The sequence below is a fragment of the Meiothermus hypogaeus genome, assembly GCF_003574035.1.
In the GTDB taxonomy this organism is placed as follows: domain Bacteria; phylum Deinococcota; class Deinococci; order Deinococcales; family Thermaceae; genus Meiothermus; species Meiothermus hypogaeus.
Genome location: NZ_QWKY01000054.1, coordinates 1 through 23,471 on the forward strand (window position 1 = coordinate 1; position 23,471 = coordinate 23,471).

Sequence of the window (23,471 nt, forward strand, 5' to 3'; positions counted from 1 at the left end):
GCCGCCACATTCGACTTTCACACTTCCGCAGTTCTGGCAAGCTACACTATCTTTGGGCTTCTCTGGGTTATTCACAAATCCAGTTTAGAAGCCCCTTCCTTTGCTCAACCGAATTTTTTATATGACTCTAGAATTCGTTGCGGGCTGCCACCCAGTCCATGCGAATCTGGCCCCGCGCATCCTTGAAGCGGAAGATGACATCGTACAGGTTGGCGTCGGCCGGGTAGCGAATTTCTTCAGCAAAGCGGCCCTGGTAGCGCTTGAGCAGGCCCGGACTGGTCTGGCCCGCGCGGCGAACCTCGACCTCAAAGCTGCCCTTGCGCAAATCGCCGCTTACCGTGACCTTTACGAAAGCACGAATGCCCGTGGCCCGTACCTGGTTCCGGGTTTCGCCGGTGTAGTTCCAGTAGTAGACCGGGGTAAAAGGGGCATAGCCCACCGCGAGACCATACCGCTCTGCGTAAAAGTATACTCCGCCCACAATCAGCGCCAGAAATAAAAGCGTTCGCACGCTTCAAGTATAAGCCAGGTGCAAATGCATCGCGCAGTGGCCTGCTCGGTTTTCGTCATATTATCGCCGACAACCAAAATAGCCACCGCCCCGCACCCCGCCCACATCAGAGGTGTGCCCATCGCGGCGTAAACTCTCCCACTTCGGGCGGTATGCTAAAGACCCTGCACAAATCGGTATACTTGGGGGCATGACGGCGGAGGAAGCGTTTGGCCTGCTGCGGATTGGGGCGGTGGAAATCATCCCCCAGGAGGACTTGCTCAAAAAGCTACAATCGGGGAAAAAACTGGTGGTCAAGCTGGGGCTCGACCCCACCCGGCCCGACATTCACATCGGGCACGCGGTGGTACTGCGCAAAATGCGGCAGTTCCAGGAGTTAGGCCACAAGGTAGTCATCATCATCGGCGACTTTACCGCCATGATTGGCGATCCCTCGGGCCGCTCCAGAACCCGCCCGCCCCTCACCCTCGAGGAAACCCGCGCCAACGCCAAAAGCTACGTGGAGCAGGTGGGCAAAATCCTCATCACCGACGACCCTAACCGCTTCGAGCTGCGCTACAACTCGGAGTGGCTGGAAAACCTGGGCTTCAAAGAGGTGATTAAGCTGGCCTCGCTCCTGACCGTGGCCCAGATGCTCGAGCGCGAAGACTTCAAAAAGCGCTACGCCGAAGGGGTGCCCATCTCGATTCACGAGTTTCTGTATCCCTTCGCCCAGGGCTACGACTCGGTGCCCATTGCCTGCGACGTAGAAATGGGCGGCACCGACCAGAAATTCAACCTGCTGGTGGGGCGCGAGGTGCAGGAAGCCTACGGCCTGGAGCGCCAGGTGGCCTTCATCATGCCGCTTTTGGTGGGGGGCGACGGACAGAAGATGTCCAAAAGCTACGACAACTACATCGGCATCAGCGAAGAGCCCAGCGAAATCTTCCGCAAACTGATGAAGATTGAAGACCAGTACCTGCAAACCTATTTTGAACTCTGCACCGACCTGAGCCCTGGCGAAATCAAGGAAGCCCTGGAGCAAGGCGGCCCCGTGGGGGCGCACAGGGTGCTGGCGCGGCTGGTGACGGGCGCGTACGCACAGCCCAGGATTCCCGCCCGTTTAGACCGCCCACTCTACGAATCGCTGGGCTACCGCTGGGAGGCTTTTGGGCAGGACCAGGGCGGCCAGAACCCCGTGGTGCAGCATGCCGAAGCCCGCTACTACGAAATTGCCCATGGGGGCATCCCCGACGAAATGCCGGAAGTGGTCATTCCCACCGACGAGCTTTCAGAGGGCCATATTTCGGTGGCAAGGCTCTTCACCCTGGCCGGTCTGACCGTCTCGAACGGCGAGGCCCGGCGCCTAATTGAACAAAAAGGCCTGCGGCTCGATGGCGAGGTGCTCATCGACCCCAGGATGGAGATTGCCCTTAGCAAGCCACTGGTACTCCAGCGTGGCAAGGACAGGTTCGTGCGGGTCAAGCCCAAGCCCGCCTAACCCTGCTCGAGGGGGCGAAAAGGAGTCTCGTAGCCGGTGGCATAAAGAACCCCCTCGTCCTCTTCCAAGCGCAACCGGGGCAGCGGGAAGCGCGGCGGCCCGTACACCGCCTTACCCCCCTTTAGCGGCTCATAGGCCCCAAAGTGGCAGGGGCAGCCCAGAAAGGGATGGTCGGTGCGGTAGTTGTAGGCAATGGAGCCGAGCTCGGGGTTGTCCACGTAGTTGACCACACAGCCCTGGTGGGTGCAGATGCGCGACAGGGCTAGAAAGTGGGCCCCCCCTACCGTCAGACCCCCCACTACCGGCTCCGAGAGCCGAAACACCACGGCCTTGAGAGGGCTGCCCTGGTAAGCGTACTCGAAGTATTTGAAGCGCCAGGGGGCGCCGAGTTCATTGAGCGCCGCAGCCCGTACCCGCGGGCCTTCGCGCCAGAGCGGCTCAGCGACGGCGGTCTTGGTGAAGTGGATGGAGTAGGTGCGCCAGGCCAGCCAGCCAAAAAAACCGGCACTGATGGCGCTGGGGATAATCCAGATCAGGTCGCGGCGGCTGATGCGGCGAAGGTTTTGCAGGTTGGGCTCGTCCATACCGTGCACCCACTAAACAAAGCGGCCCGCAGGGCTACAAACCCCCCAGATACTGCAGCAAGGCCTGCATCTCGGCCTCAGTCAGGTGGACCGCCGGCATCTGGCCCCGGCCCTTGAGGACAATTTCCCTCACCGCCTCCGGCACTTTACTGATGGGGTTGCCCTGCAAACGGGGGCCGATACCGCCCTGGGCCTGGGCCCCGTGGCAGGCCGCACACCTGGCCAGATACACCTGCTGACCGGTAGAGGTGGTATTGAGCTGGTTCTTGGCTGTTTGGATAAGGTTCTGAACCCGCTCGCGGGCCTCACCGCCGGCCTTCAGGTAGCCTTCCCAGGCCACAATAGCCTCGGCAGGGCGGCCGAGCTGGAAATAGGCGTTGCCCAAAAACAGCCAGCCCTCCGGCACATCGGGCTCGGCCCGCACGGCGAGCTCGAGGGCCTGCGCTCCTTCCTCGGGCCTGCCGCTCATGAAGAGGAGCATTCCAATGCGCCGCACCGCGTTGGCGTTGCGGGGCTCGAGGTCAATCACCTTCAGGTAGCCCTGCACGGCCCGCTCGAAGTCTTGCAGGTCGTAGGCTTTGTTGGCATAGGCCAGCCAGTCGGCGGCTTTGCCGCTCTGCTCGGCTTTGCGTTGCAGGCTGCCCAGTTCGCGGGCCTCGTTGCGGCTGGTGATGATGGTCTCGCCAGGCAGCCGGGGCACCGTGTAGGCCCAAAGCCCCGCCCCCAGGGCTATCAGGCTCAGGGTCACGGAGCCCAGCGTTACAGGGCTCAGGCGGCGAGGAACAGGTTTTTCACTGCCCAGCTCGGCCAGTTGGCGCTCGAGCCGCACCGCCTGGGCCAGCAGGCGTTTGCGCTCGTCTCCTTCAGCTTCTTTAGCCAGCGACTTAAGCACCTCGAGCTCGGCCCGAAGCTCCTCCGGGCGGGGGCTTTCGGGAAAGGGCTGGGCCTGAGTGCGGTAGAAGGGCCACAGGGCATAGGCCAGGGCCAGCCCAAACAACAACGCAAGTAGCAGGTAGGCAAATATCATGACGAACGCTCGGTATTTAGCTCGGCCTCGAGGCGGGTAATTTCTTCCTCAGAGACATCGTTCAGGGGTGCTTTGGCCTGGGCCTTGACCCTACTCAGGTAGCGCCACAAACCAAAACTCAGCAATCCCAGTCCTATCAAAGGGGAAAGCCAGACCCATAGGGTCAGGCCGCGAGCTGGGGGCTCGTACAGTATCCAGTCGCCATAGCGCTGCACAAAAAACTGCCGTATCTCGGCCTCGGACTTGCCCTCGGCCAGTTGCTCGGCAATGATGCGGCGCATCTCTACCGCAATCCCTGCATTGGACTCCGCCGCAGACTCCCCCTGACAGACCGGGCAGCGCAGCGCACGGGCAATTTCAAATACCCTGGGGGAGAGATCGGGCGGTGGGGTGTTGGGGGTGGGCTGGGCCAGGGCAATAGCCAAAAGCCAAAGGCCTAAAGCCAAAAGCCGGTTCCATAACGCTGCTCCTCTGCTGTCTGTTCCCCTCACCCTCACTGCAACACCTGCCTCAGATACCCCTGCAGCTGGGCCTCGGTCAGCTCACCGGCATGCCGGGCCAGCACGTTACCGTTGCGGTCAATCACAAAGGTCTCGGGTACGCCGTAGTAGCCATATTCGATGCCGACGCGCCCGCGCCCATCGTACACGCTGGGAAAGGTCAGGCCGTACTGCTGGACAAATTTCAGGGCCTCGCTTTCCTTATCCTGGACATTGACCCCCAGAAAGAGCACCTGGTCTTTGTACTGCTGGTGATAGCGCTCCAGTAGCGGGGCCTCGGTGCGGCAGGGGATGCACCAGCTGGCCCAGATGTTGAGCAATACTGGTTTTTCTACACGCTCACCAATGCCCATCTCAGGGCCGTACTGGGCGCGGTAGGGCTCCAACAAGGGCAGGCTGAAGCTGGGGGCCGGCTTGCCAACCAGCACCGATTTAAGCTCGTTGGGGTTGGGGCGTTGCATACCCCAGTAAAACAAGCCCCCCAGCAATAACACCCAGATGGGCCAGAACCTAAGCACGGGCCACCTCTTTTGCACCAAGCCTCAACATCAATCTCCTGCCGTAGGCGACATCTGGCGGCTGGACACCCGGGCCCCGCTGGGCCATAGGATGTACAGTGTACCCAGCACGATAATCAGGCCGGCAACCCATAGCCACCAGACCATGGGGGTCACGATAATCTTGAGGGTAGCCCATTGGCCATTTTCCTGGTCAAACTGCATCAGCACAAAATAGTAGTCGTTGTAAAGCGAGTACTTGACCACCGGCGTAGCCAGCGGCGAGCCCATCTGAGGGTAGAAGTTGAGCCGGGTTTCGTAGCGGCCATCCGAACCCCAGCCCTCGCGGCCGGTCGAGCGCACCTCAATGGGTGCAACGGCGGCGAAGCGGTTGTACTCTTGCCTCGCGCCGATGGAGAGCAAGCGCACCTCCACACCGCGGGTCTGCCAGGTCTCGCCGATCTGGAGGGTCTTTTGCTCAGTAAAGCGGTAGGTCTGGCTAAAGGCGATGGTCAGGGCAGCCAAAGCAACACCAAAGTGCACAATGTGCGAACCAAAGCGGCGCTTGTGGCTGGTTGCCAGCTCCATAAGCGCCTGCGTGGGCGAGATCCCCAGTGAACGGGCCCGCTCACCCACACCCTGGGCCACCATCAGCCAGATGGCGGTCAGATTGTAGGCAAATAGGCCAATAGCCAGCGAGACCCCCAGGCTCAGGCCCAGCACGAAGCCCAGCAAGGTACCCACCCCCAGGGCTATGAGCATGGCGGTCAGGTTTCGCAGCACCTGGGCGCTGGAGTTGCGCCAGGGCAAAACCGGCCCGATGCCCATCAGGAGCAGCATGAAAATACCCAGGGGGATGGAGACCTGATTGAAGAAGGGGGCCCCCACCGAGACCTTGGCCCCGCTCGCAATCTCCACCACCAGCGGCCACAAGGTGCCCAGCACCACCACAAAGGCAAAGGTGCCAAAAAACAAAGCCCCGGCCAGCAAGGCCCCCTCGCGGCTTTTCCAGCGCACTTCGCCGGCCTCGCGAATCTCGGAAGAAACCCTGGCCAAAAGCCCCAGCCCCCCCGCCATCACGGCGAGCAAAAAGAGCAAGAACCAAGCCCCCACCGGCCCGCTGGCAAAAGCATGCACCGACTGAATCACCCCAGAGCGGGTGAGGAAGGTGCCAAACACCGTAGCCGCAAAGGCCAGGGTGATAAAGGCAAAGTTCCAACCCTTAAAAAGCCCCTTGCGCTCTTGCACCTGGGCGGTGTGCAGGAAAGCGGTGGCCAGTAACCAGGGGATGATGGAGGCGTTTTCGACCGGGTCCCAGGCCCAGTACCCCCCCCAGCCGAGAATCTCGTAGCTCCACCACTTACCGGTGAAGATGGCCGCCGTCAGGAAGCCCCAGGCCACCAGGGTCCACCAGCGGGTTTCGAAAATCCAGCTCTGGTAGCGCCGGGCTACCATGGCCGCCACCGCATAGGCAAAAGGTACCGAAAGGCCTACAAAACCCAGGTACATCAAGACCGGGTGTACGGCCATCATCCAGTGGTTTTGCAGCAGGGGGTTGGTGCCCCGGCCATCGGGAGGTGGGTTGGGCACGGCATCAAAGGGGTGAGCCACGAAGACCATCACCGCAAAAAAGAACACCTGAACCGCAAACAGTGTACCCAGCGCCACCGGGGCCCGCCAGATGTCCAGGCTGTAGCCTGCCCGCAGACTTACCAGCCAGGTGTAGGCGGTCTGGAGCATGGCCCACAGCAGGATGGAGCCCTCCAGCGCCGCCCAGGGCGTGACCAGCTTGACCCACAGCGGGTTATTGGCGGAGCTATGGTTGGCCACATAGGAGACACTAAAGTCGTCGGTCAGAATGGCCCACTCGAGCGCCCCAAAACTCAGCACCGCCGCCAGCAGGCCCAGCGCCGAGAGGCGCTTGGCGGCCTCGAGGTAGCGCCCATCCCGCAAGACGAAGGCCAGGCTAGAAAGCACCAGGCCCAGCACCGAAAGAATGAGTGCAGCAACAAGGGAGACCCCTCCCAAAAGCCCCGGCGTCAAGAGAACCTCCTGTCCATCACTGGGTCTCCTCGATCAGCTTGCGCACCTGTTCAGGCGTCCAGCCCTCTTTGGGGGCCTGGTAGGTCTCGGAGTGCTTGACCAGAAGGTTCTGGCTCACAAACGTTTCGCCCTGGAACCTCCCCTCCACCACCACGCCCCGGTTTTCGCCAAAAAGGGCCGGTGGGGTAGCGCCCGAAGAACGAATAGGAACCTCCTTGACCCCGTCGGTTACCACAAAGCGGAGCTCGAGGGTTTGGGGGTTGTAGGAAAGCGAGCCTTCCTTGACCAGGCCGCCCAGGCGCACCTGGCGGTTCTGATAGCGGTCTATCTGCTGAAAGTATTCGCTGGGGGTGATGAAGTAGACCAGGTTCTGACCCAGGCCCCCAAAAATCAGGTAGGCCAGGGCACCGGCTACCACCATCAGTCCGATGATGTATTTGGGTTTCATGTATACCTGCCTTTGGTTCTACTTATTCTTCTGGTAGCGCCAGATGAGGTAGCCCAAATAACCAAACACCGATACATACACCGCCAGATAGGTCCAGACCACAAAGGGGTTGACCGGGTTCCACAGGGGGTTATCGGGCATCTTATACCTCTTCCCTGGCCGCCTCGCGGGCCGCAATGATGCTGCGTAACCGCACCAGACCGATAAATAGCAGCGTGAAAGCAGCCAGGTTGATCAGCATGGGAATGAGAATGGCCGCATCCACATTGATCTTTCCGGTGGTGAGGTCTATGGACTGTGTCTGGTGCAGGCTGCGCCACCACTTAACAGACATATAGCTGATGGGCACGTTGATGGAGCCCAGAATGGCCACCCCCGCAGCGGCCTTGGCCCGTAGCTCGGGGTCTTCGATGGCGCCCCGTACCACCACATAGCCCACATAGATGGCAAACAGTATGGCCGTGGTGGTCAGGCGGGGCTCCCAGTCCCAGTACACCCCCCAGGTGGGGCGGGCCCACAGCATGCCCGACAGCAAGGCCAGGGCCATAAAGATCAGGCCCACCTCCACCACCGCGGCTGCTACACGGTCGTGGTGGGCTTTGCGCCGGACCAGGTAAGCCACCGAGTAACCCAGCGCAGCAAAGCTGGCCAGATAGGCCATCCAGGCCATTGGGACGTGCATATGGAAAATTCGGGCCACAAAGCCCTGGCTCTGGTCGGGCGGCGCACCCATAGCCAGGATGAACCCCACCCCTGCACCCACCATACCCAGGCCCAGAATGCCCAGGGTCAGGCTATCCAGACGGTTGGTTTGATTGGAGCGTGCTAGCTGCATTCAAGTCCTCTCCTTTTATATGTATTCTGACCTGAAATAGATTAAGCGGCGTAAACCACGTTACATCTACAGACTTGAGTGGCTCTTGCGCCTCATTCAGTATTTCCAGAATACCCCGGCAGGGTAAGTTTTCGGTAATAATCTGCTGTACTCGGGGTTATAACCAACATAACCTATCCCTCGAGCATATATGGAAACACCATTGCGCAGACCGTCACGTAAATAACATCGAAGACCGCCAGCAAACGAAGCCAGTCCGAAAGCTCGGCCACCGGAATACCCTGGGCCAAGCCCTGCGTAAAACGCACCGCCGCCAGCACCACCGGAATCACCAGCGGAAAAAGCAAAAGGGGCAAAAGCACCTCCCGCCCCCGCAGGCGGGCCAGCATTCCCGCATAGAAGGTGGAAATGGCCGCGTAACCCAGCGAGCCCAGCAACAATACCACCACAAACCAGGCCCAGTTTTGCAAAGGCAGGTAAAACAACCCCGCCGTCAGCAAGAGCAGCACCAGCCCCACCAAAATTAGCAGCGAAAACTGAAACAGGAGTTTCCCAAAATAAATCCACTCCCGGCTACCGGGGGTCAGGAGCAGATCATCCAGGGTGCCGTCTTCGACCTCGAGGCCAAAAGCCCGCCCCGCCAGTAGACTTCCAGCAAAAGCCAGGGCCACCCACAACACCCCCGGGGCCGCTTTTTGCAGGTCCTGGGGGTTGGGGCCAAAGGCCATGGCCAATATAAATAGCATGACTGCCAGAAAAAAAACTGCCGATAAAATGCCCGTGCGCCCGCGAAACTCCAGTACCAGGTCGCGCCAGGCCAGCCAGAAAATCCGCTGCACAGGGCTAAGGCTATCGGTTTGGGTGCAGAACGTAAAGGGCCGGCGTAGAGAACCAGGGTGGAACAAATGCCGCATTGCGAATAGGCTACGTCGCAAAAAAAATGCTGCTATCTGAATTGAAACCTACCTGGGTGTTGGCCTAATGCCCCCTGTTTCATGGCGTTGTACCGGATTCAAAGGGGCAGTTTACAAAACCAAAACCCATAGGGTGTCTTTTTGAATCCTGGAGCGCACCCCCTGTCAGTCGGCGAAAAAAGCGTCTACCTTCCAAGGGGCGGTATCGCCCACCGCTACACGGATAACTCAGGTAGCCCTTAGCTCAACCACCCGGTCTACCAGGGAAAGCCAGCTTTTGTCATGGGTCGCAATTACCACCCCCCCAGAGGCCCTAGCAAAGTTAACCAGGTCTTCCAGCAAACCCCGCCCCTGTACATCCAGGGCGGCCTCGGGTTCGTCCAGTAGCCAGATGTCCGGGTTTTGTAAGCGCAAACGGGCCATAGCCAGGCGCTTTTTCATACCACTGCTGTAGCTCAGCACGGGCTTGTCGTGGGGAAGACCCACTTGCTTCAGGGCCCTGTCAATCTCGGCACGGTCATCAGCCCGTCCATCGAGCCGCAGAGCATAATGCAGGTTTTCGGCACCACTAAAATGCCGGTGAAAAGCAGGGGGATTGGCCAAAAAACCCACCCTTCCTACCAGCTTGATAGAACCCTGGGTAGGTCGCACCAACCCGGCCAGCACCCGCAGCAAGGTGGTCTTGCCCACGCCGTTGGGCCCTACCAGGGCCACCGCTTCGTGTTTAGCCAGTTGGAAATCCAGGTCGCGCAACACCCAATCCCGCCCGTAGCGTTTGGCAACGGCCTGGGCTTCAATCAGCATAGGTTTCATCATACGCGCTTATAGCAAATCCGATTGATTCATACTGCCTTCTACCCTTGTGGGAGAAGGTGGTGACATTCTACCCACTCTGGCCACAAAAAAGGTGGTTGCAACCGAGGTTGCTCTTGGGGTGTCGCCGGATGAGGGGTTCATCAAACGCCTCAACGTTACCTGTACAAAGTTTGTATTACTGGCCGATCAGGCTTTTCTCGAGGTTCAGCAGCCATTCGGGCGTAATCTTGATAAAAAAACTGTTGAGTTGGGTGAAGGTGCCGGTTAGCATCAGCACCCCCACAGCAATCAGGGCCACCCCCGCGGTTACTTCGGCCCAGCGAGAAAAACGCCCCGCCTTGCGTAAAACCGGGCGAACCCGGTCGGCAAAAAGGGCCACCAGCAAAAACGGCACCGCCAGACCCAGAATATAAGCCAACAAAAAGTAGACCCCCCCTCCGGCAGCGGTAAGGGTCAAAATACCGCCCAGAATCGGGCCAATGCAAGGCGTCCAGCCCAGGCCCAGAACCATACCCAGCACAAAAGCGCCCCAGGGCCGACTGGTATCGCCCTGGTAGCGCAGGTTAACCCCCCATTTGGGCTTCAGGCCCAGCATGTAAAGCCCAAACAGCACCAGAATCACCCCGCCCACCTGGCCCAGCAGTTGTCGGTTTTCGAACAATATCCCCCCCAGGAGGGTAAAGGGCAGACCCAACAACAAAAACACCAGGGAAAACCCCCCCACAAAGAAGAAAGCGTTAAAAAGGGGCCGTCCCCGCTCGCCTCCCAAATAAAGCAGGTAGGTCGGCACCAGCGGTAGCACGCAGGGCGAAAGAAACGAAAGAATCCCGGCCATGAAGGCGGCGGTCAGGCTCATAGCTGTCAGGATAGACCAGCCTGGCAAGGACATTCGTAATTCTTTCAAGAATTGCTGGGTATGATGGCAGCGATGCAAGAAAATATTCTGGAATATCAGCGTGATAAGCGCATTCGTATCATTCTGGAGGCGATTCCCGACGATTTGATGCTGGTGGACTCGGCAGGAAATATCCTCGAGTACAAAATGGGCAAAAGCGCCTACCACCTGCCCATGGATCGCTTCCTGGGCACCACCCTGGGAGAGCTTTTTGCCCCAGATGTAGTAGAGCGGCTTCAAGCAGCCATCCAGAGCGTTTTAGGCCATGAACCGGCCCAGGTGATTGAGATTAAGCTTGATGGGCGCGACCTCGAGGCCCGTGTTGTAGCAATGGAAAGGGATACTGCCCTAATTCTTTTTCGTGATGTGACCGTAGAGCGCGAAACCGAACGTCTGAGATCGGAATTCATCGCCGCTGTTTCTCACGAACTAAAGACACCGCTGGCTTCCATTCTGGGCTTTAGTGAACTGCTGCTGGACGACAATTACGGCCCCGGCGAACTCAAGGAGTTTCTGGAAAACATCCAGTACAGCAGTTTGCGGCTGAAGGATATGGTTAATAACCTGCTGGACACCTCCCGACTGGAGGCCGGACGGTTTAGTATCAGCCCGCAGCCGGTAGACCTCCAGTTCACCCTGGTCCAAACCGCCCGCAGCTTTGCCGGGGTAGCCAAGCTCAGCCAGATTCACTTTGTCTGCGAGTTGGACCCCCTGCCCATGATTGAAGCCGATCCAGAGCGCATCGGACAGGTGGTGGGCAACCTGCTTTCCAACGCTTTTAAATTCTGCCCACGGCAAGGCACCATCTGGCTTCGGGCCAGGTCGCATGGGGGGGTGCTGCTCGAGGTCGAGGACACCGGCCCCGGCATCCCGCTGGAAGAGCAGGGCCAGCTCTTCAGCCGCTACAGCCGCACCCAGAGCGCCATCTCGAGGGGCATTGTGGGTACGGGCCTGGGGCTCTACATCTCCAGGGCCATCGTGGAGGCCCACCACGGTCGTATCTGGGTGGAGTCACAGGAGGGCCAGGGGGCCAAGTTTAGCGTTTGGCTACCAGTACATTGATGTCGCATGTCGAAGGTCTCATGTCACGGGTCGGGATGCGTTCAGCTTCTGGCTTTCGGCTTTGAGCAACAACCTGCGCTGTCGCATGGCACAAACGGCAGGTTCATAGATTGCAGTACCCTAAAGCTATGCTACGCCTGACAGGTCTACAAAAAACCTATCCTGGTTTTGCGCTGTCGGTAACGCTCGAGGTCCGCCCGGGGCAAACCCTGGCACTCCTGGGGCCTTCGGGCAGCGGGAAAAGCACCCTCCTGCGGCTGGTGGCGGGCCTAGAGGTGCCCGATTCCGGCCAGGTCTGGCTGGATGAGACCGAACTGACCCCTCTGCCGTCCGAGGCCCGCCAGGTTGGGTTTGTATTTCAGGATTACGCTTTGTTCCCCCACCTTTCGGTTAGCGAAAACATCGCCTTTGGTCTGCGGGAAGCCCGGTGGGACAATGCCAGTATCCGCAAGCGCGTGGACGAGTTGTTGGACTTGACGCACCTATTCCCCCACGCCCACAAACGCCCCGAGCAGCTATCGGGCGGCGAGCGTCAGCGGGTAGCCCTGGCCCGCGCCCTGGCCCACCGGCCCCAGGTACTGCTTTTAGACGAGCCTTTGGGTGCGCTGGACCTAAAGCTGCGCCAGGAGTTGCTGTTAGAGCTGCGGGCCATTTTGCGCCAGACGGCGGTGCCCACCATTGTGGTAACGCATGACCAGTCCGAGGCTTTTGTAATTGCCCATCAAGTGACCCTATTGCGAGAAGGTACCATTGTGCAGCAGGGCACACCTGAACAACTTTTCAACCGGCCTAAGAATCGCTGGGTGGCCACCTTTCTGGGCCACCGCAATGTTTTTACCACCGAGCAGAGCCGACAGATGGGCTTGCCCGCCCGCCCACATCTACTGCCCCAGGAGGCCCTCATGCTGGGGGAAGGGGAAGAAGCCAGGGTACAGGAGCGAATCTTCAAAGGTTTCACAGTGGCCCTGGAGCTGGCCTGGCGCGGTCAGAGGCTTTATCTGGAAGGCCCGGAACCTGGCCTTCATCCGGGCGACACCGCCCGCATCCGGGTAGATTGGTCGAAGGTAGTTCCACTGGAGGAAGAAGGCGAAAAAAATGAACTCCGGGAGCTCTTAGGCACCCAGACCACGAGCATAAAACCTTAGAAGCCCATGCGCTGTGCAGGATTCGGATATTCTGACACATGACGCTTGGCCCTGGTTTCTCATGCGCACCTTCAGCATCTTACTTAGCGGTTCGCTCACGCCTACCCTGCGGCTCAAAGCCCAGATAGCTGGGAGCCGGGTTATTGCAGCCGATGGCGGTATGGCACACGCCGGGCCCCTGGGACTCGAGCCAGAGTTGTGGGTCGGCGACTTCGACTCGGCCTCGGCGGAACTCCAGCAGACCTACGCCCATGTGCCCCGCGAGGAGCACCCGACGGGCAAGGACTTTACCGATGGCGAGCTGGCCATCGAGGCAGCCCTGGCCCGGGGGGCCGAGCGGCTGATACTGGTAGGGGCCATGGGCGGTCAGACCGATCAAGCCCTGGCCCATATGCTGCTGGGAGTTCGGCTAGCAGGCCAGGGTATTCCAACCCTGCTCAGCTCGGGCAACGAGGAGGCCCACCCCCTGTTGCCGGGCACCCTGCAACTGGATTTGCCCCCCTTGAGTAAGTTAAGTTTGTTGCCGTTGGGCGGTTTTATCGGCCTGAGTCTTCGCGGTGTTCGCTGGCCGCTCCAGAATGCCGAGATACCCCTGGGCAGTACCCGCACCCTTTCTAATCTAGCTTTGGGGCGGGTAGAGATTGAGCTCGAGGCCGGTTACGGGGTATTGATTGCCTACCCAGAACCTGCCACTTTGTGAAATTCATCCAAAAAGAGCCCCAACTCTTCAGCCAGGTGCTCTTGCTCGAGCATGGCTTGCTCAAACTTCAGCGGTTCATCCAGCAATTCGGGCAAGCGAAGCCATCCCAGGTAGTAACGCCCGGCCAGACCCGGCTTTTTAAGCCGGAGCCGCTCGGTGCCCGATAGAAGGGTTTCAAAACCCTCGGGGCTACATAGCACCGGATACTGCACTGGAGAGAGTCGCCTCAGAAAAGCCTTGAGTAGACCCGGATTTGACCAGAAGCCGTAGTTGAGGTCATCGGAGATCTGTTCGATACGGGAGAGCAAAGCGGGGTCGCCCTGACGGCCCACCAGCTTGCGAATCAGTTCGCTGCGCCGCAGGCGCAAGGTCGCGTACTCACTGAGCGAGTAGAGCTTGCCGGGATAAAAGTCCAGGGCCTCGCGCAGCCGGTGCGCCATGGCATAGTCCTGGTACTCCCGGAAGGGATCCACGACCCTATTGTGCGACATGGAAGCAGATTAATGGAAGATTACCCCTGTTCGTGGGGTTATACCGGATTCAAGACCTTTGTCAAATCCAAAAGCCCTTAAGGCTGTCTTTTTGAATCCTGAAGCACACCCCTCCCGAACGGTCGGCAAAGAAAGCGTCTCGCTTTCCAAGGGGCGGTATCGCCCTCCGCTACGCGGATAACTTCGGCCCTGTTGGTTCGCCACCGTTCGGCGACGAACCAACCAAATCCGGTATTGTTCTCATGATTTAGTGTGTGTGTATCGCGGTATATTCAGGTATGGACACCCGAGGCTGGGTTCTCAAAGCCATTGAAAGTTTACGTTTTGCCAGCGAGAAAGAAATTGTGCGCTGGCTGGACGAGGAAGGCGAAAGCCTGTCCAAAGACGAGCTTCAGCGTACCCTCGAGCACCTGCTCCAGGAGGGTCAGCTCGAGCTCAAAAACGATCTGTTCCGCCTCAAGCGCAAGGATGGCAGCCACCAGGCCTTTAACAACCTGTTCAAAGATTAGGTTATGACCTTGTTGGTTTTGTGATACGCGAGCGCTCCCTTGCATTCAATGTTCCTTCGCACAACCAGATTCTTTGTTGGCTACTCTTCCTCGGGATGACAGGGCGATTTTTTACGCAGATGAGTCCCGTGTAACCTGTTGTATTGACATATTTAGATTTATCAATGTATTGTAGCAATATGAGTTCCCTGGTATTGCAGCCAGACGCAAGGGGCCCGGAAAAAAGTGTGCTCGAGGCCAGCGCCTTAGTATTCAAAGCCCTTTCCGACCCAGCCCGGCTCAAGATTCTGGCCCACCTGGCCCAAAACCAAAACCCAGATGGCGCCTGTTGTGGCCCCCAACCGGGGTTGTGCGCCTGCGACTTGGAAACCGTGACCGGGCTTTCTCAGCCCACCGTGTCGCACCACATGAAGTGCCTGGTCTCGGTCCATCTGGTCAAGGGCGAAAAACGGGGCAAATGGATGTATTACCGGATTGACCCCAGGGGTTTTGCCCTGATCAAGACCTTTTTACCGACTATCGGTGGTTAATTTCAAAAACCGCAGGGAGGAACGTATGAAAACACAAGAACTGCTCGAGGCCCTAGCCCCCCACCAGAACAAACCGCTGGTCTTCAAGTATGGCCAGGACCAGCAGATCGCCCCCGGCTACCACGTTACCGAGGTCATGAACGTCACCTACGAGAGCATGGATTGCGGCGGACAGGCCAACTTCTGGCGCGAGACCGTGGTACAGCTTATGGGGCCAGGCCCGGACGACAAACCCGAATTCATGACAGTACAAAAGTTCCTTAGCATTTATAACCGGGTCGCAGCCTCGGTATCGGTACGGGCAGATACAGAAGTTCGCTTCGAGTACGGGAATACTGACCTTCCCGCCATTCACTACCATGTGGGCTCGATTGCCCTCGAGGGCGACCATCTGGTGGTGCACCTGATGCCTCCCGGCGTAACTTGCAAGGCCCGTGAGCGGGCCAGCAATGCGTGCTGTGGAGCGTTGCTCGAGCTGGACATGGCAACCCCGTCTGCTCGTTGCTGCTGAGTGTGGGTGGGTGCATGAATCGCCCTCGTGAACAACGGTTCAGCCCATACTTACAAACCCTTTTGGACCATAAGCTAGAGGAATCATGATTACCTACTGCACCGCCACTACCGACGATTTGCCCGAGATAAAGGCCCTGCTAAACGATGCCCACCTGCCCACAGCAGGTCTGGAAGCACACATTCTAAATTTCATCCTGGCCCTCGACGGCGAAAAGGTGGTGGGGTGCGCGGGCCTGGAAGTCCATCAAGATAGCGGTCTCTTGCGCTCTGTGGTGGTCGCGCCGGGCTATCGCGCCCACAGAATTGGGGCCAAGCTGACCGAGGGCATGATTGAGCTGGCCCAACAAAAAAGCCTGACCTCTGTCTCGCTCCTGACCGAGACGGCCCAGGATTACTTTCCTCGCTTTGGCTTTGTGCAGGTCACGCATGCAGAACTGCCTGCGGCCCTGAGTGCTTCAGAGGAACTCCAGGGTGCGTGCCCGGACACCGCCACCGCCATGCTGCTCAAACTCGAGTAGCCGCTGGCCTTCAGACATGTGGCATGAAACCTGAGTCACGCGACTTTTTTTCGGAAACCATCGCATCACCCAATCCAGCCTGCGAAATCCTCCTGGACCTCGAGCCCAGACTGTCTGTAGCTCAGAAGATTGACCCCCTCACAAACACCTGATACCAGATTCGGTTAGTTCGTCACCAAAGGGTGACGAACTAACCCGACCGAAGGGAGTGCTCTAGGATTCAAAAAGACAGCCTCTGGTGTTTTTTGGTTTTGTAAACTGTCTTTTTGAATCCGGTATGACTCCTGGCCAGCCTATGACCCATCCCTCCCCCACTACCTCCTATTACGGCTGGCGCATTGCCTGGGCACTGGCCCTCACCCAGACCATCGGCTTTGGCGTCCTGTACTACACTTTTGGGGTTTTTGTGAAGCCCATGGAAGCCGAGCTGGGCTGGAACCGGGCCGAGACCTCGGCAGCCTTCTCGCTGGCCTTGCTGGTCTCGGGGCTGGCGGCCATTCCGGTAGGGCGCTGGTTCGATCGACACGGGGCCCGGGCCCTCATGACCGCAGGATCTATCTGGGGCGCCTTGCTGTTGTGGGGCTGGGCCCATGTGCATAACCTGACCACCTTTTACTTGCTCTGGGCGGGGCTTGGGCTGGCTATGGCCATGGTGCTCTACGAGGTGGCCTTTGCGGTACTGGCGGTTTGGTTTCGCCGCTACCGCCCGAGGGCGATGCTCGTGGTCACCCTGATGGCCGGACTGGCCAGCACCATCTTTGTACCCCTTTCCACCTGGCTGGTGCAGCTTGCGGGCTGGCGCGGGGCGCTGGAAATATTGGCCCTCATCTTTGCCCTGGGCACCATCCCCCTGCACGCTCTGGTTTTGCGCCGTCGGCCAGAAGACATAGGGCAGGTGCCAGACGGCGAGGCTGTGGCGCCGGGTTCCAGAGGTCCGGCCCCGGAAACCAGCCTGAGCGCAAAAGAGGCCCTGCGCCAACCCACTTTCTGGTGGCTTTCGCTCGGGTTTGCCCTGTCCAGGGCCACCAGCATTGCCCTCACCGCCCACATGGTGCCTCTGCTGACCGAGAAAGGCTACACACCCGCCCTGGTGGCTTTGGCTGCCGGAGGGGTAGGCGTGGTGCAGTTGGCAGGCCGCATCGTCTATACACCTCTGAGTGAGCGCATCTCGCTCTTTCACCTCAGCGGTGCTTTTCTGGGGGGCTACGCCCTGAGTCTGCTTGGCCTGCTGTTTTTGCCGGAGGGCGCGGGCCTTTGGGCCTTTGTGCTCTTTTTCGGCCTGGCCAACGGCTCCATCTCCCTGGCCAAACCCGCCCTGGTGGCCGAGATCTACGGTGCAAAGCACTATGGCACCATCAGCGGTAGCATGACCTCCATTGTGGCGGTGGCCCAGACCATCGCCCCCTTTGGGGCTGGCGCCCTGCACGGGCTTTCCGGCAACTACAATCCGGCGCTATGGCTTTTTGCGACACTGGCGGCGATTTCAGCACTGGCGATATGGCAAGCCCGGCCCAGAGCAGTGCTGGCACAACCCTGAGAAGGTTCTGGACAAACACGTTTTTCCGAACTCTCGCTTCCGCTGACACTTTCATGAAAAATAGTCGATAATGTAACCTGATGCGCATTCTGGTACTCTGCACCCACAACTCCGCCCGCAGCCAGATGGCCGAAGGTTGGCTCAGGTACTGGGCCGAGCAGCTAAAGCTTCCCGCCGAAATCTGGTCGGCCGGCACCGAGAAAACCTTTGTCAAGCCCGATGCCATCGCGGTCATGGGCGAGGTGGGCATAGACCTGAGCGCCCACACCTCCAAAACCCTTTACGACCTGCCCGACCCCTGGAACTTCGACCTGGTGCTCACGGTTTGCGATTCGGCTGCCGAGAACTGCCCGGCTTACCCGGCCCAGACCCAGAAGCTCCATGTTTCCTTCCCCGACCCTTCCGGCAAGGGCCTGGCAGAATGGCGCAGAGTACGCGATGCCCTGGGCCGAATGAGCCAGGGCCTGATTCAAAGCCTGACGCAGGGTCAGGTGCCAAGCGAACAAGACCTGGCAGAGGCCGCCGGGCTTACCCAGGCACGCTAGCGGGAGGTCGGTATGAGAAAACGCAAAATCTCGGTGCTGTTTTTGTGCAGCCACAACTCGGCCCGCAGCCAGATGGCCGAGGCCTTGTTGCGCCACTATGCGGGCGACCGCTTCGAGGTGTACAGCGCCGGGCTGCACCCCAGCGAGGTCAACCCGCTTACCCGCCAGGTGCTTTCCGAGATGGGCCTGGATATGGAAGGCCAGTACGCCAAGAGCCTGATGGAGTACTGGGGCGGCAAGTACAACTTTACCTACCTGGTGGTTGTGTGCGACCGGGCCGAGCAGGAGTGCCCATTGTTCCCCTTCAGCACCTACCGGTTATTCTGGCCCTTTGAAGACCCCAGCGCCGCACAGGGCGGCGATGCCGAGCGCCTCGAGGTCTTTCGCAAGGTGCGCGACCAGGTTGCCCACAAGGTTCGGGAGTGGGTGCGGGAGCTGGAACTAAAGGGCCTTATCCCCAAAAGCGGTACCCAGACCGCCGAGGTTTGAGGCCACAATCGGGCCCAAGGCCCATCTGGCATACTGAGCGGGTGTATCCAACGCTCTTCTTATTGGTTGTGCTGCTAGGCGCCGCATTCGCTCAGCCGGCGAATGTTTTTCTGAACGGCGCCCGCCACGAATACCAGCGCTACAACAACTGCGGCCCCGTCACGCTGGGAATGGCTATGAGCTTTTGGGGCAGTCGCGACACGCAGTACCAGATTGCCCCCGTACTCAAACCCAACAAAAACGACAAAAACGTGAATGCCGACGAGATGGCAGCCTATGCCCGCAACCGGGGCTTTGGGGTACACCTGGGGGTGGCGGGTGATCTGAACCTGCTCAAGCGCCTGATTGCCGCGGGTTTCCCAGTGATTATCGAGACCTGGTTCGTGACCCCCGACCACGGCGGCATGGGGCACTACCGCTTGCTGGTAGGCTACAACGACAGCCAGGGCCTCTTCAACGCCTTCGATAGCTACTATGGCCCCAAGGTCACGTTGCGCTACAACGAGCTGGATGGACTGTGGCAGGTCTTTAACCGCACCTACCTGGTGGTGTATACCAAGGGCCAGCAAGACAAACTGGCTGCCATTCTAGGGAACCGGATGCAGGAAGGGGTCGAGTGGAAACTGGCATTGGAGCAGGCCCGGCGGGAAACCCAGCAAAACCCCCAGAATGCCTTCGCCTGGTTCAACCTGGGCAGCAGCCTGTTGCGCCTGGGTAATGCAGCGGAAGCAAGCAAAGCCTACGACCGCTCGCGTCAAATTGCCCCCAGCCGCACCCTTGACCCCCGCCGCCCGGCCAATGCGGTGAGCAACTGGCCCTGGCGGATGCTCTGGTACCAGTTTGGCCCCTACCAGGCCTACTACCAAACCGGGCGCTACCAGGAGGTCATCGCCCTGGCCAACGACGTGCTGGGCCGGGTAGACGACCACGAGGAAAGCTACTACTGGCGCGGTCTGGCCCGCAAAGCCCTGGGCAACCTGGATGGTGCCCGGGCCGATTTTCAGGCAGCGCTGCGCTACAAGCCCGGCTATCGCGAAGCGGCCCTGGCGTTGCAAGGGTTGCGGGCGCAGGGCTCGAGGTGAGCTATCTCGAGTAGTTCGGCGCTTCTTTGGTAATGGTAACCCCGTGGGGGTGACTCTCAATCAGGCCTGCGCTGGAGATGCGGGTAAAGCGGGTCTCGCTGCGGAAGGTCTCGAGGTCGGGCGCACCGCAATAGCCCATCGAGGCCCGCAGGCCCCCCACCACCTGGTAGAGCACATCGCCTACCGGGCCTTTGTAGGGCACCATGCCCTCGATGCCCTCGGGAACCAGTTTTTTGGCCTCTACCTGTGCCAAACCGGCGCCGCGTGGGGTCGTACCCGAGTCCTGGAAGTAACGGTCGGCAGAACCCTGGCGCATGGCCCCCATGCTGCCCATACCCCGGTAGAGCTTGTAGCGACGGCCGTCCTTGAGCACTTCTTCGCCCGGGGCTTCCTGGGTGCCGGCCAGCATCGAGCCGAGCATCACTGTGTGGGCCCCGGCGGCCAGGGCCTTGGCCACGTCGCCGGAGTATTTGATGCCGCCATCGGCCACCACCGGCACATCCAGACCCTCGAGGCCTGCTACCGCCTCCATGATGGCGGTAATTTGTGGAACCCCGACGCCCGTCACCACCCGGGTCGTGCAGATGGAGCCCGGCCCAATCCCCACCTTGACCGCATCAGCCCCAGCTTCGGCCAGGGCCCGTGCCCCTTCGGCGGTGGCTACGTTGCCAGCGATAACCTGCGCCGCATCGCCAAAGGTTTGCTTAAGGCTGCGCAGGGCCTCCAGGATGCCCCGGCTATGGCCATGGGCGCTGTCCAGCACCAGCACATCTACCCCGGCTTCCACCAGCGCTTGGGCTCTGGCCTCCAAATCCTTCGAGACCCCGACGGCGGCCCCCACCAGCAAACGGCCCTGGGCGTCCTTGGCAGCAAAGGGGAACTTTTGGCGCTTGGTCAGGTCTTTGAGGGTCAGGAGGCCCCTGAGTCGTCCTTCATGGTCTACCAGCGGAAGTTTCTCGATTTTGTGCTGACGGAGCAGGGCCTCGGCCTCTTCCAGAATGGTGCCGGGCGGCGCGGTGATGAGGCGCTCCACCGGGGTCATGACCTCGGAGACCAGCCGTCCCATATCGCGCTCGAAGCGCAGGTCACGGTTGGTGACTAGGCCCAGCAGCTTGCCGTAAAAGTCCACCACCGGCAGGCCCCCTATCCTGAACTCGCGCATCAGCCGCTCGGCGTCTTCCAGGGTGGCGTTGGGGGCCAGGGTGACCGGGTCTTGGATCATGCCGGCTTCGCTGCGCTTGACCTTGCGCACCATGGCGGCCTGCTCCTCGGGGCTCATGTTTTTGTGAATTATGCCCAGACCGCCCTCGCGGGCCATAGCAATGGCCATCTCGGCCTCGGTCACGGTGTCCATGGCCGCCGAGAGGATGGGGATGTTGAGCCAGAGCTTTTTGCTCAGGCGGGTGCGGGTATCCACCTCGCGGGGCAGCACCTCCGAGTAGGCCGGAATGAGCAGCACATCGTCGAAGGTCAGGCCTTCTTGCTGGATTTTTTCTGTTCTGGAACGGGATTTACTGGGAGCCTCGAGCATATTTCCGCAGTATAGCAGTCGTGGATGAGACCACCAACACCGGCCTAATCCGGCCAGCTTTGCTGGCTAAGGGAGGCAGGCTTTCGTACCCAGTGCACACTGAAGTTACGCATGTATGAATAAAGCTCACAGGGATGGATAAATCTCTTGCATGCTCGGATAAAGATGTGCGCCAACTTTTTTGACTGTAGGTTCCTCAACGCTATTGGGGTAAGGACTGATACCAGATTCGGTTGATTCGTTACCTAACGGTAACGAATCAACAGTGCCGAAGTTATCCGCGTAGCGGAGGGCGATACCGCCCCTTGGAAGTTATCCGCGTAGCGGAGGGCGATATTGCCCCTTGGAAGGGAGACGCTTTCTTCGCCGACCGACAGTGAAGGGCCATCGGCCCCCGGCTAGCGCCGGTACTCAAGGGAGGGGTGTGCTCTAGGATTCAAAAAGTCAGCCTATGGGGTTTTTGGTTATGTAAACTGTCTTTTTGAATCCGGTATGAGCTGATGTCAAGGGTGGAGAGGGCGGCTTTGTGCATGGCTGTGCGGCTCAATAGCATACGCCAGCTGCCGGAGTCGTCTCCTGGTAGCTCATAGGTTGAAAGACACGAGCTGGATGGATTTATTCACTTCTGCGTAACTTGAGTGCACAGATAACTTGTTTTGCGGCGCATTTTGAAGCACGCTGACTGCCCATAATTGCGATGTGCGGCTCATTGGAAAACACTGAAGTGCATACTGAATTCTTGGTTACCAGACCACTAGCGACCTACCGCTGCTATAGGCTTGGGGCTTTCGCCCAGGGCGTTCTCGCCGGTGAGCTCGCGGCCCAGAATAAGGGTGTGGATGTCGTGGGTGCCCTCGTAGGTGTCTACGGTCTCCAGGTTCAGCATGTGGCGGATGCTGTGGTACTCGAGGGTAATGCCGCTCCCTCCTAGAATTTCCCGTGCTGCACGGGCCGCATTCAGAGCCGCCCGCACGTTGTCGCGCTTGCCCAGCGAAACCTGGGCGGGTTTGAGCTGCCCGGTGTCCTTGAGCTGGGCCAGACGCCAGGCCAGCAACAGGCCCTTGGTGTGGTCGGCGGCCATGCGCACGAGCTTCTCCTGCACAAGCTGTCGGCTGGCGATAGGCGCTCCAAAGGTGGTGCGGCTCTTGGCGAACTCGAGGGCCTCGGTATACACCGCCTCCAGCGCGCCCAAAGCGCCCCAGGCAATGCCATAGCGGGCTTGCGTTAGGCAGGAAAGCGGCCCCTTGAGGCCCTTCACGCCCGGCAGCATGGCGCTGGCCGGAACGCGTACATCCTCCAGCACCAGCTCGCTGGTGACGGAGGCCCGCAAGGACGCTTTGTGCTGAATCTTGTTGGCCCTAAAGCCTCTGGTACTGGTGGGCACGATAAAACCCCGCACCACGCCCTCGTCGTCCTTGGCCCAGACCAGCGCAATGTGGGCGAGGTTGCCGTTGGTAATCCACATCTTGGAACCATTCAGCACATAATCGCCGCCGTCGCGCCGGGCGCGGGTCTTCATGTTGGCATCGGGGTCGCTGCCGCCGTCGGCCTCGGTGAGGCCAAAGCAGCCCACGTACTCGCCAGTAGCCAGCTTGGGCAGGTATTCGCGCTTCTGTTCCTCCGAGCCATAGGCCCAGATGGGGTACATCACCAGGCTGCTCTGCACACTACAAAAGCTGCGCAGGCCCGAGTCTATGCGCTCGAGCTCGTACCCCACCACCCCGTAGGCCGCGGCACTGGCACCCATGCCCCCATACTCGGTGGGGATGGTGGTGCCCAGAAAGCCCATCTCGCCAAACTTGCGAATCAGGTGGGTGGGAAACTCGGCGTTTTCCCACCATTCGGCAATATGGGGCAGGCACTCGGCCTCCAGGAACTTGCGGGCAGCCTTCTGGATTTCCCGCTCCTCGGGCGTAAGCAGGTCGGCAACTTGGAAAAAGTCGAACATGGCGAACCTCGAGGGCAATTCTACTTCAGCCCATGCCTTCCATGCTGATTAGAGATCTCATACCGGATTCAAAAAGACAGTTTACAAAACCAAAAACACTAGAGGCTGTCTTTTTGAATCCTAGAGCACACCCCTCCCTTGAGTACCGGCGCTAGCCGGGAGCCGATGGCCCTTCACTGTCGGTCGGCGAAGAAAGCGTCTCCCTTCCAAGGGGCGGTATCGCCCTCCGCTACGCGGATAACTTCCAAGGGGCGGTATCGCCCTCCGCTACGCGGATAACTTCCAAGGGGCGGTATCGCCCTCCGCTACGCGGATAACTTC

The 23,471-nt window shown here is 59.7% G+C and carries 26 protein-coding genes and 1 pseudogene; 12 read left to right on the forward strand and 15 right to left on the reverse strand.

Annotation, left to right across the window (positions count from 1 at the left end; all coding sequences use genetic code 11):
* Positions 1-127: 127 nt before the first annotated feature.
* Positions 128-511, reverse strand: coding sequence for a hypothetical protein (locus Mhypo_RS12655; protein ID WP_119341653.1), 384 nt, complete (start codon positions 509-511; stop codon positions 128-130).
* A gap of 190 nt (positions 512-701) precedes the next feature.
* Between Mhypo_RS12655 and tyrS the strand changes: the two genes are divergently transcribed.
* Positions 702-1,991 (forward strand): tyrosine--tRNA ligase, encoded by a 1,290-nt coding sequence (gene tyrS, locus Mhypo_RS12660; RefSeq protein ID WP_119341654.1) that lies wholly within the window; start codon positions 702-704, stop codon positions 1,989-1,991.
* Here the strand turns inward: tyrS and Mhypo_RS12665 are convergent.
* The 11 genes and pseudogenes from Mhypo_RS12665 to Mhypo_RS12710 all read right to left on the reverse strand — a co-directional run bounded on the left by Mhypo_RS12665 (position 1,988) and on the right by Mhypo_RS12710 (position 10,544).
* A complete protein-coding gene (locus Mhypo_RS12665) occupies positions 1,988-2,575 on the reverse strand; it encodes a Rieske 2Fe-2S domain-containing protein (protein WP_119341655.1) in 588 nt (195 codons plus the stop codon). The genes tyrS and Mhypo_RS12665 overlap by 4 nt on opposite strands.
* Positions 2,576-2,609: 34 nt before the next feature.
* Positions 2,610-3,602, reverse strand: coding sequence for a c-type cytochrome (locus Mhypo_RS12670; RefSeq protein ID WP_119341656.1), 993 nt, complete (start codon positions 3,600-3,602; stop codon positions 2,610-2,612).
* On the reverse strand, positions 3,599-4,048 hold the full coding sequence (locus Mhypo_RS12675) for a cytochrome c-type biogenesis protein (RefSeq protein ID WP_119341657.1): 450 nt from the start codon (positions 4,046-4,048) through the stop codon (positions 3,599-3,601). The genes Mhypo_RS12670 and Mhypo_RS12675 overlap by 4 nt, the downstream gene beginning before the upstream one ends.
* 47 nt (positions 4,049-4,095) lie before the next feature.
* Positions 4,096-4,563 (reverse strand): TlpA family protein disulfide reductase, encoded by a 468-nt coding sequence (locus tag Mhypo_RS12680; RefSeq protein WP_119341676.1) that lies wholly within the window; start codon positions 4,561-4,563, stop codon positions 4,096-4,098.
* 87 nt (positions 4,564-4,650) lie between these two features.
* Positions 4,651-6,642 (reverse strand): heme lyase CcmF/NrfE family subunit, encoded by a 1,992-nt coding sequence (locus Mhypo_RS12685; RefSeq protein ID WP_119341658.1) that lies wholly within the window; start codon positions 6,640-6,642, stop codon positions 4,651-4,653.
* Between the two features lie 16 nt (positions 6,643-6,658).
* Positions 6,659-7,093, reverse strand: a pseudogene (gene ccmE / locus Mhypo_RS12690) (cytochrome c maturation protein CcmE); the annotation flags it as partial.
* Between the two features lie 15 nt (positions 7,094-7,108).
* Entirely contained in the window at positions 7,109-7,231 is a 123-nt protein-coding gene (locus tag Mhypo_RS18765; protein WP_276309754.1) for a hypothetical protein, read from the reverse strand.
* A 1-nt stretch (position 7,232) separates the two neighbouring features.
* Entirely contained in the window at positions 7,233-7,925 is a 693-nt protein-coding gene (gene ccsA / locus Mhypo_RS12695) for a cytochrome c biogenesis protein CcsA (protein ID WP_119341660.1), read from the reverse strand.
* Between the two features lie 173 nt (positions 7,926-8,098).
* Complete coding sequence (locus tag Mhypo_RS12700; protein WP_119341661.1) at positions 8,099-8,764, reverse strand: heme exporter protein CcmB; 666 nt, start codon at positions 8,762-8,764, stop codon at positions 8,099-8,101.
* 303 nt (positions 8,765-9,067) lie between these two features.
* The gene (ccmA, locus tag Mhypo_RS12705) at positions 9,068-9,643 is read right to left on the reverse strand and encodes a heme ABC exporter ATP-binding protein CcmA (protein ID WP_119341677.1); all 576 of its coding nucleotides are present in this window, start codon (positions 9,641-9,643) and stop codon (positions 9,068-9,070) included.
* 187 nt (positions 9,644-9,830) lie between these two features.
* Positions 9,831-10,544: a cytochrome c biogenesis CcdA family protein gene (locus Mhypo_RS12710; RefSeq protein ID WP_119341662.1), complete on the reverse strand. Its 714-nt coding sequence runs from the start codon at positions 10,542-10,544 to the stop codon at positions 9,831-9,833.
* A gap of 27 nt (positions 10,545-10,571) precedes the next feature.
* Here Mhypo_RS12710 and Mhypo_RS12715 point away from each other — a divergent pair, with 27 nt between their 5' ends.
* From Mhypo_RS12715 to Mhypo_RS12725, 3 genes are all read left to right on the forward strand, one after another.
* Positions 10,572-11,612 carry a sensor histidine kinase gene (locus tag Mhypo_RS12715; RefSeq protein ID WP_119341663.1) on the forward strand — a complete coding sequence of 347 codons (1,041 nt, stop codon included), beginning with the start codon at positions 10,572-10,574 and terminating at the stop codon, positions 11,610-11,612.
* A 128-nt stretch (positions 11,613-11,740) separates the two neighbouring features.
* Complete coding sequence (locus tag Mhypo_RS12720; protein WP_119341664.1) at positions 11,741-12,757, forward strand: ABC transporter ATP-binding protein; 1,017 nt, start codon at positions 11,741-11,743, stop codon at positions 12,755-12,757.
* A gap of 61 nt (positions 12,758-12,818) precedes the next feature.
* Positions 12,819-13,457 (forward strand): thiamine diphosphokinase, encoded by a 639-nt coding sequence (locus Mhypo_RS12725; RefSeq protein ID WP_119341665.1) that lies wholly within the window; start codon positions 12,819-12,821, stop codon positions 13,455-13,457.
* On the opposite strand, the gene Mhypo_RS12730 is transcribed toward Mhypo_RS12725, so the two are convergent.
* Positions 13,433-13,930 (reverse strand): hypothetical protein, encoded by a 498-nt coding sequence (locus Mhypo_RS12730; RefSeq protein ID WP_119341678.1) that lies wholly within the window; start codon positions 13,928-13,930, stop codon positions 13,433-13,435. The genes Mhypo_RS12725 and Mhypo_RS12730 overlap by 25 nt on opposite strands.
* Positions 13,931-14,226: 296 nt before the next feature.
* Here Mhypo_RS12730 and Mhypo_RS12735 point away from each other — a divergent pair, with 296 nt between their 5' ends.
* The 8 genes from Mhypo_RS12735 to Mhypo_RS12770 all read left to right on the forward strand — a co-directional run bounded on the left by Mhypo_RS12735 (position 14,227) and on the right by Mhypo_RS12770 (position 19,671).
* Complete coding sequence (locus tag Mhypo_RS12735; RefSeq protein ID WP_119341666.1) at positions 14,227-14,457, forward strand: hypothetical protein; 231 nt, start codon at positions 14,227-14,229, stop codon at positions 14,455-14,457.
* 179 nt (positions 14,458-14,636) lie between these two features.
* Positions 14,637-14,987, forward strand: a complete 351-nt coding sequence (locus Mhypo_RS12740; protein ID WP_170148291.1) for an ArsR/SmtB family transcription factor — start codon at positions 14,637-14,639, stop codon at positions 14,985-14,987.
* A gap of 25 nt (positions 14,988-15,012) precedes the next feature.
* Positions 15,013-15,498, forward strand: coding sequence for a DUF6428 family protein (locus tag Mhypo_RS12745; protein ID WP_119341668.1), 486 nt, complete (start codon positions 15,013-15,015; stop codon positions 15,496-15,498).
* 85 nt (positions 15,499-15,583) lie between these two features.
* The gene (gene arsN2, locus Mhypo_RS12750; RefSeq protein WP_119341669.1) at positions 15,584-16,018 is read left to right on the forward strand and encodes an arsenic resistance N-acetyltransferase ArsN2; all 435 of its coding nucleotides are present in this window, start codon (positions 15,584-15,586) and stop codon (positions 16,016-16,018) included.
* Positions 16,019-16,313: 295 nt separating this feature from the next.
* The gene (locus Mhypo_RS12755) at positions 16,314-17,555 is read left to right on the forward strand and encodes an MFS transporter (RefSeq protein WP_119341670.1); all 1,242 of its coding nucleotides are present in this window, start codon (positions 16,314-16,316) and stop codon (positions 17,553-17,555) included.
* 80 nt (positions 17,556-17,635) lie between these two features.
* Positions 17,636-18,100 carry an arsenate reductase ArsC gene (locus tag Mhypo_RS12760; RefSeq protein ID WP_119341671.1) on the forward strand — a complete coding sequence of 155 codons (465 nt, stop codon included), beginning with the start codon at positions 17,636-17,638 and terminating at the stop codon, positions 18,098-18,100.
* A gap of 12 nt (positions 18,101-18,112) precedes the next feature.
* On the forward strand, positions 18,113-18,589 hold the full coding sequence (locus Mhypo_RS12765) for an arsenate reductase ArsC (RefSeq protein ID WP_119341672.1): 477 nt from the start codon (positions 18,113-18,115) through the stop codon (positions 18,587-18,589).
* Between the two features lie 41 nt (positions 18,590-18,630).
* The gene (locus tag Mhypo_RS12770) at positions 18,631-19,671 is read left to right on the forward strand and encodes a tetratricopeptide repeat protein (RefSeq protein WP_119341673.1); all 1,041 of its coding nucleotides are present in this window, start codon (positions 18,631-18,633) and stop codon (positions 19,669-19,671) included.
* A 1-nt stretch (position 19,672) separates the two neighbouring features.
* On the opposite strand, the gene guaB is transcribed toward Mhypo_RS12770, so the two are convergent.
* Both guaB and Mhypo_RS12780 read right to left on the reverse strand, forming a co-directional pair.
* The gene (gene guaB / locus Mhypo_RS12775) at positions 19,673-21,202 is read right to left on the reverse strand and encodes an IMP dehydrogenase (RefSeq protein ID WP_119341674.1); all 1,530 of its coding nucleotides are present in this window, start codon (positions 21,200-21,202) and stop codon (positions 19,673-19,675) included.
* Positions 21,203-21,956: 754 nt separating this feature from the next.
* Positions 21,957-23,150, reverse strand: coding sequence for an acyl-CoA dehydrogenase family protein (locus Mhypo_RS12780; RefSeq protein WP_119341675.1), 1,194 nt, complete (start codon positions 23,148-23,150; stop codon positions 21,957-21,959).
* Positions 23,151-23,471: the final 321 nt, after the last annotated feature.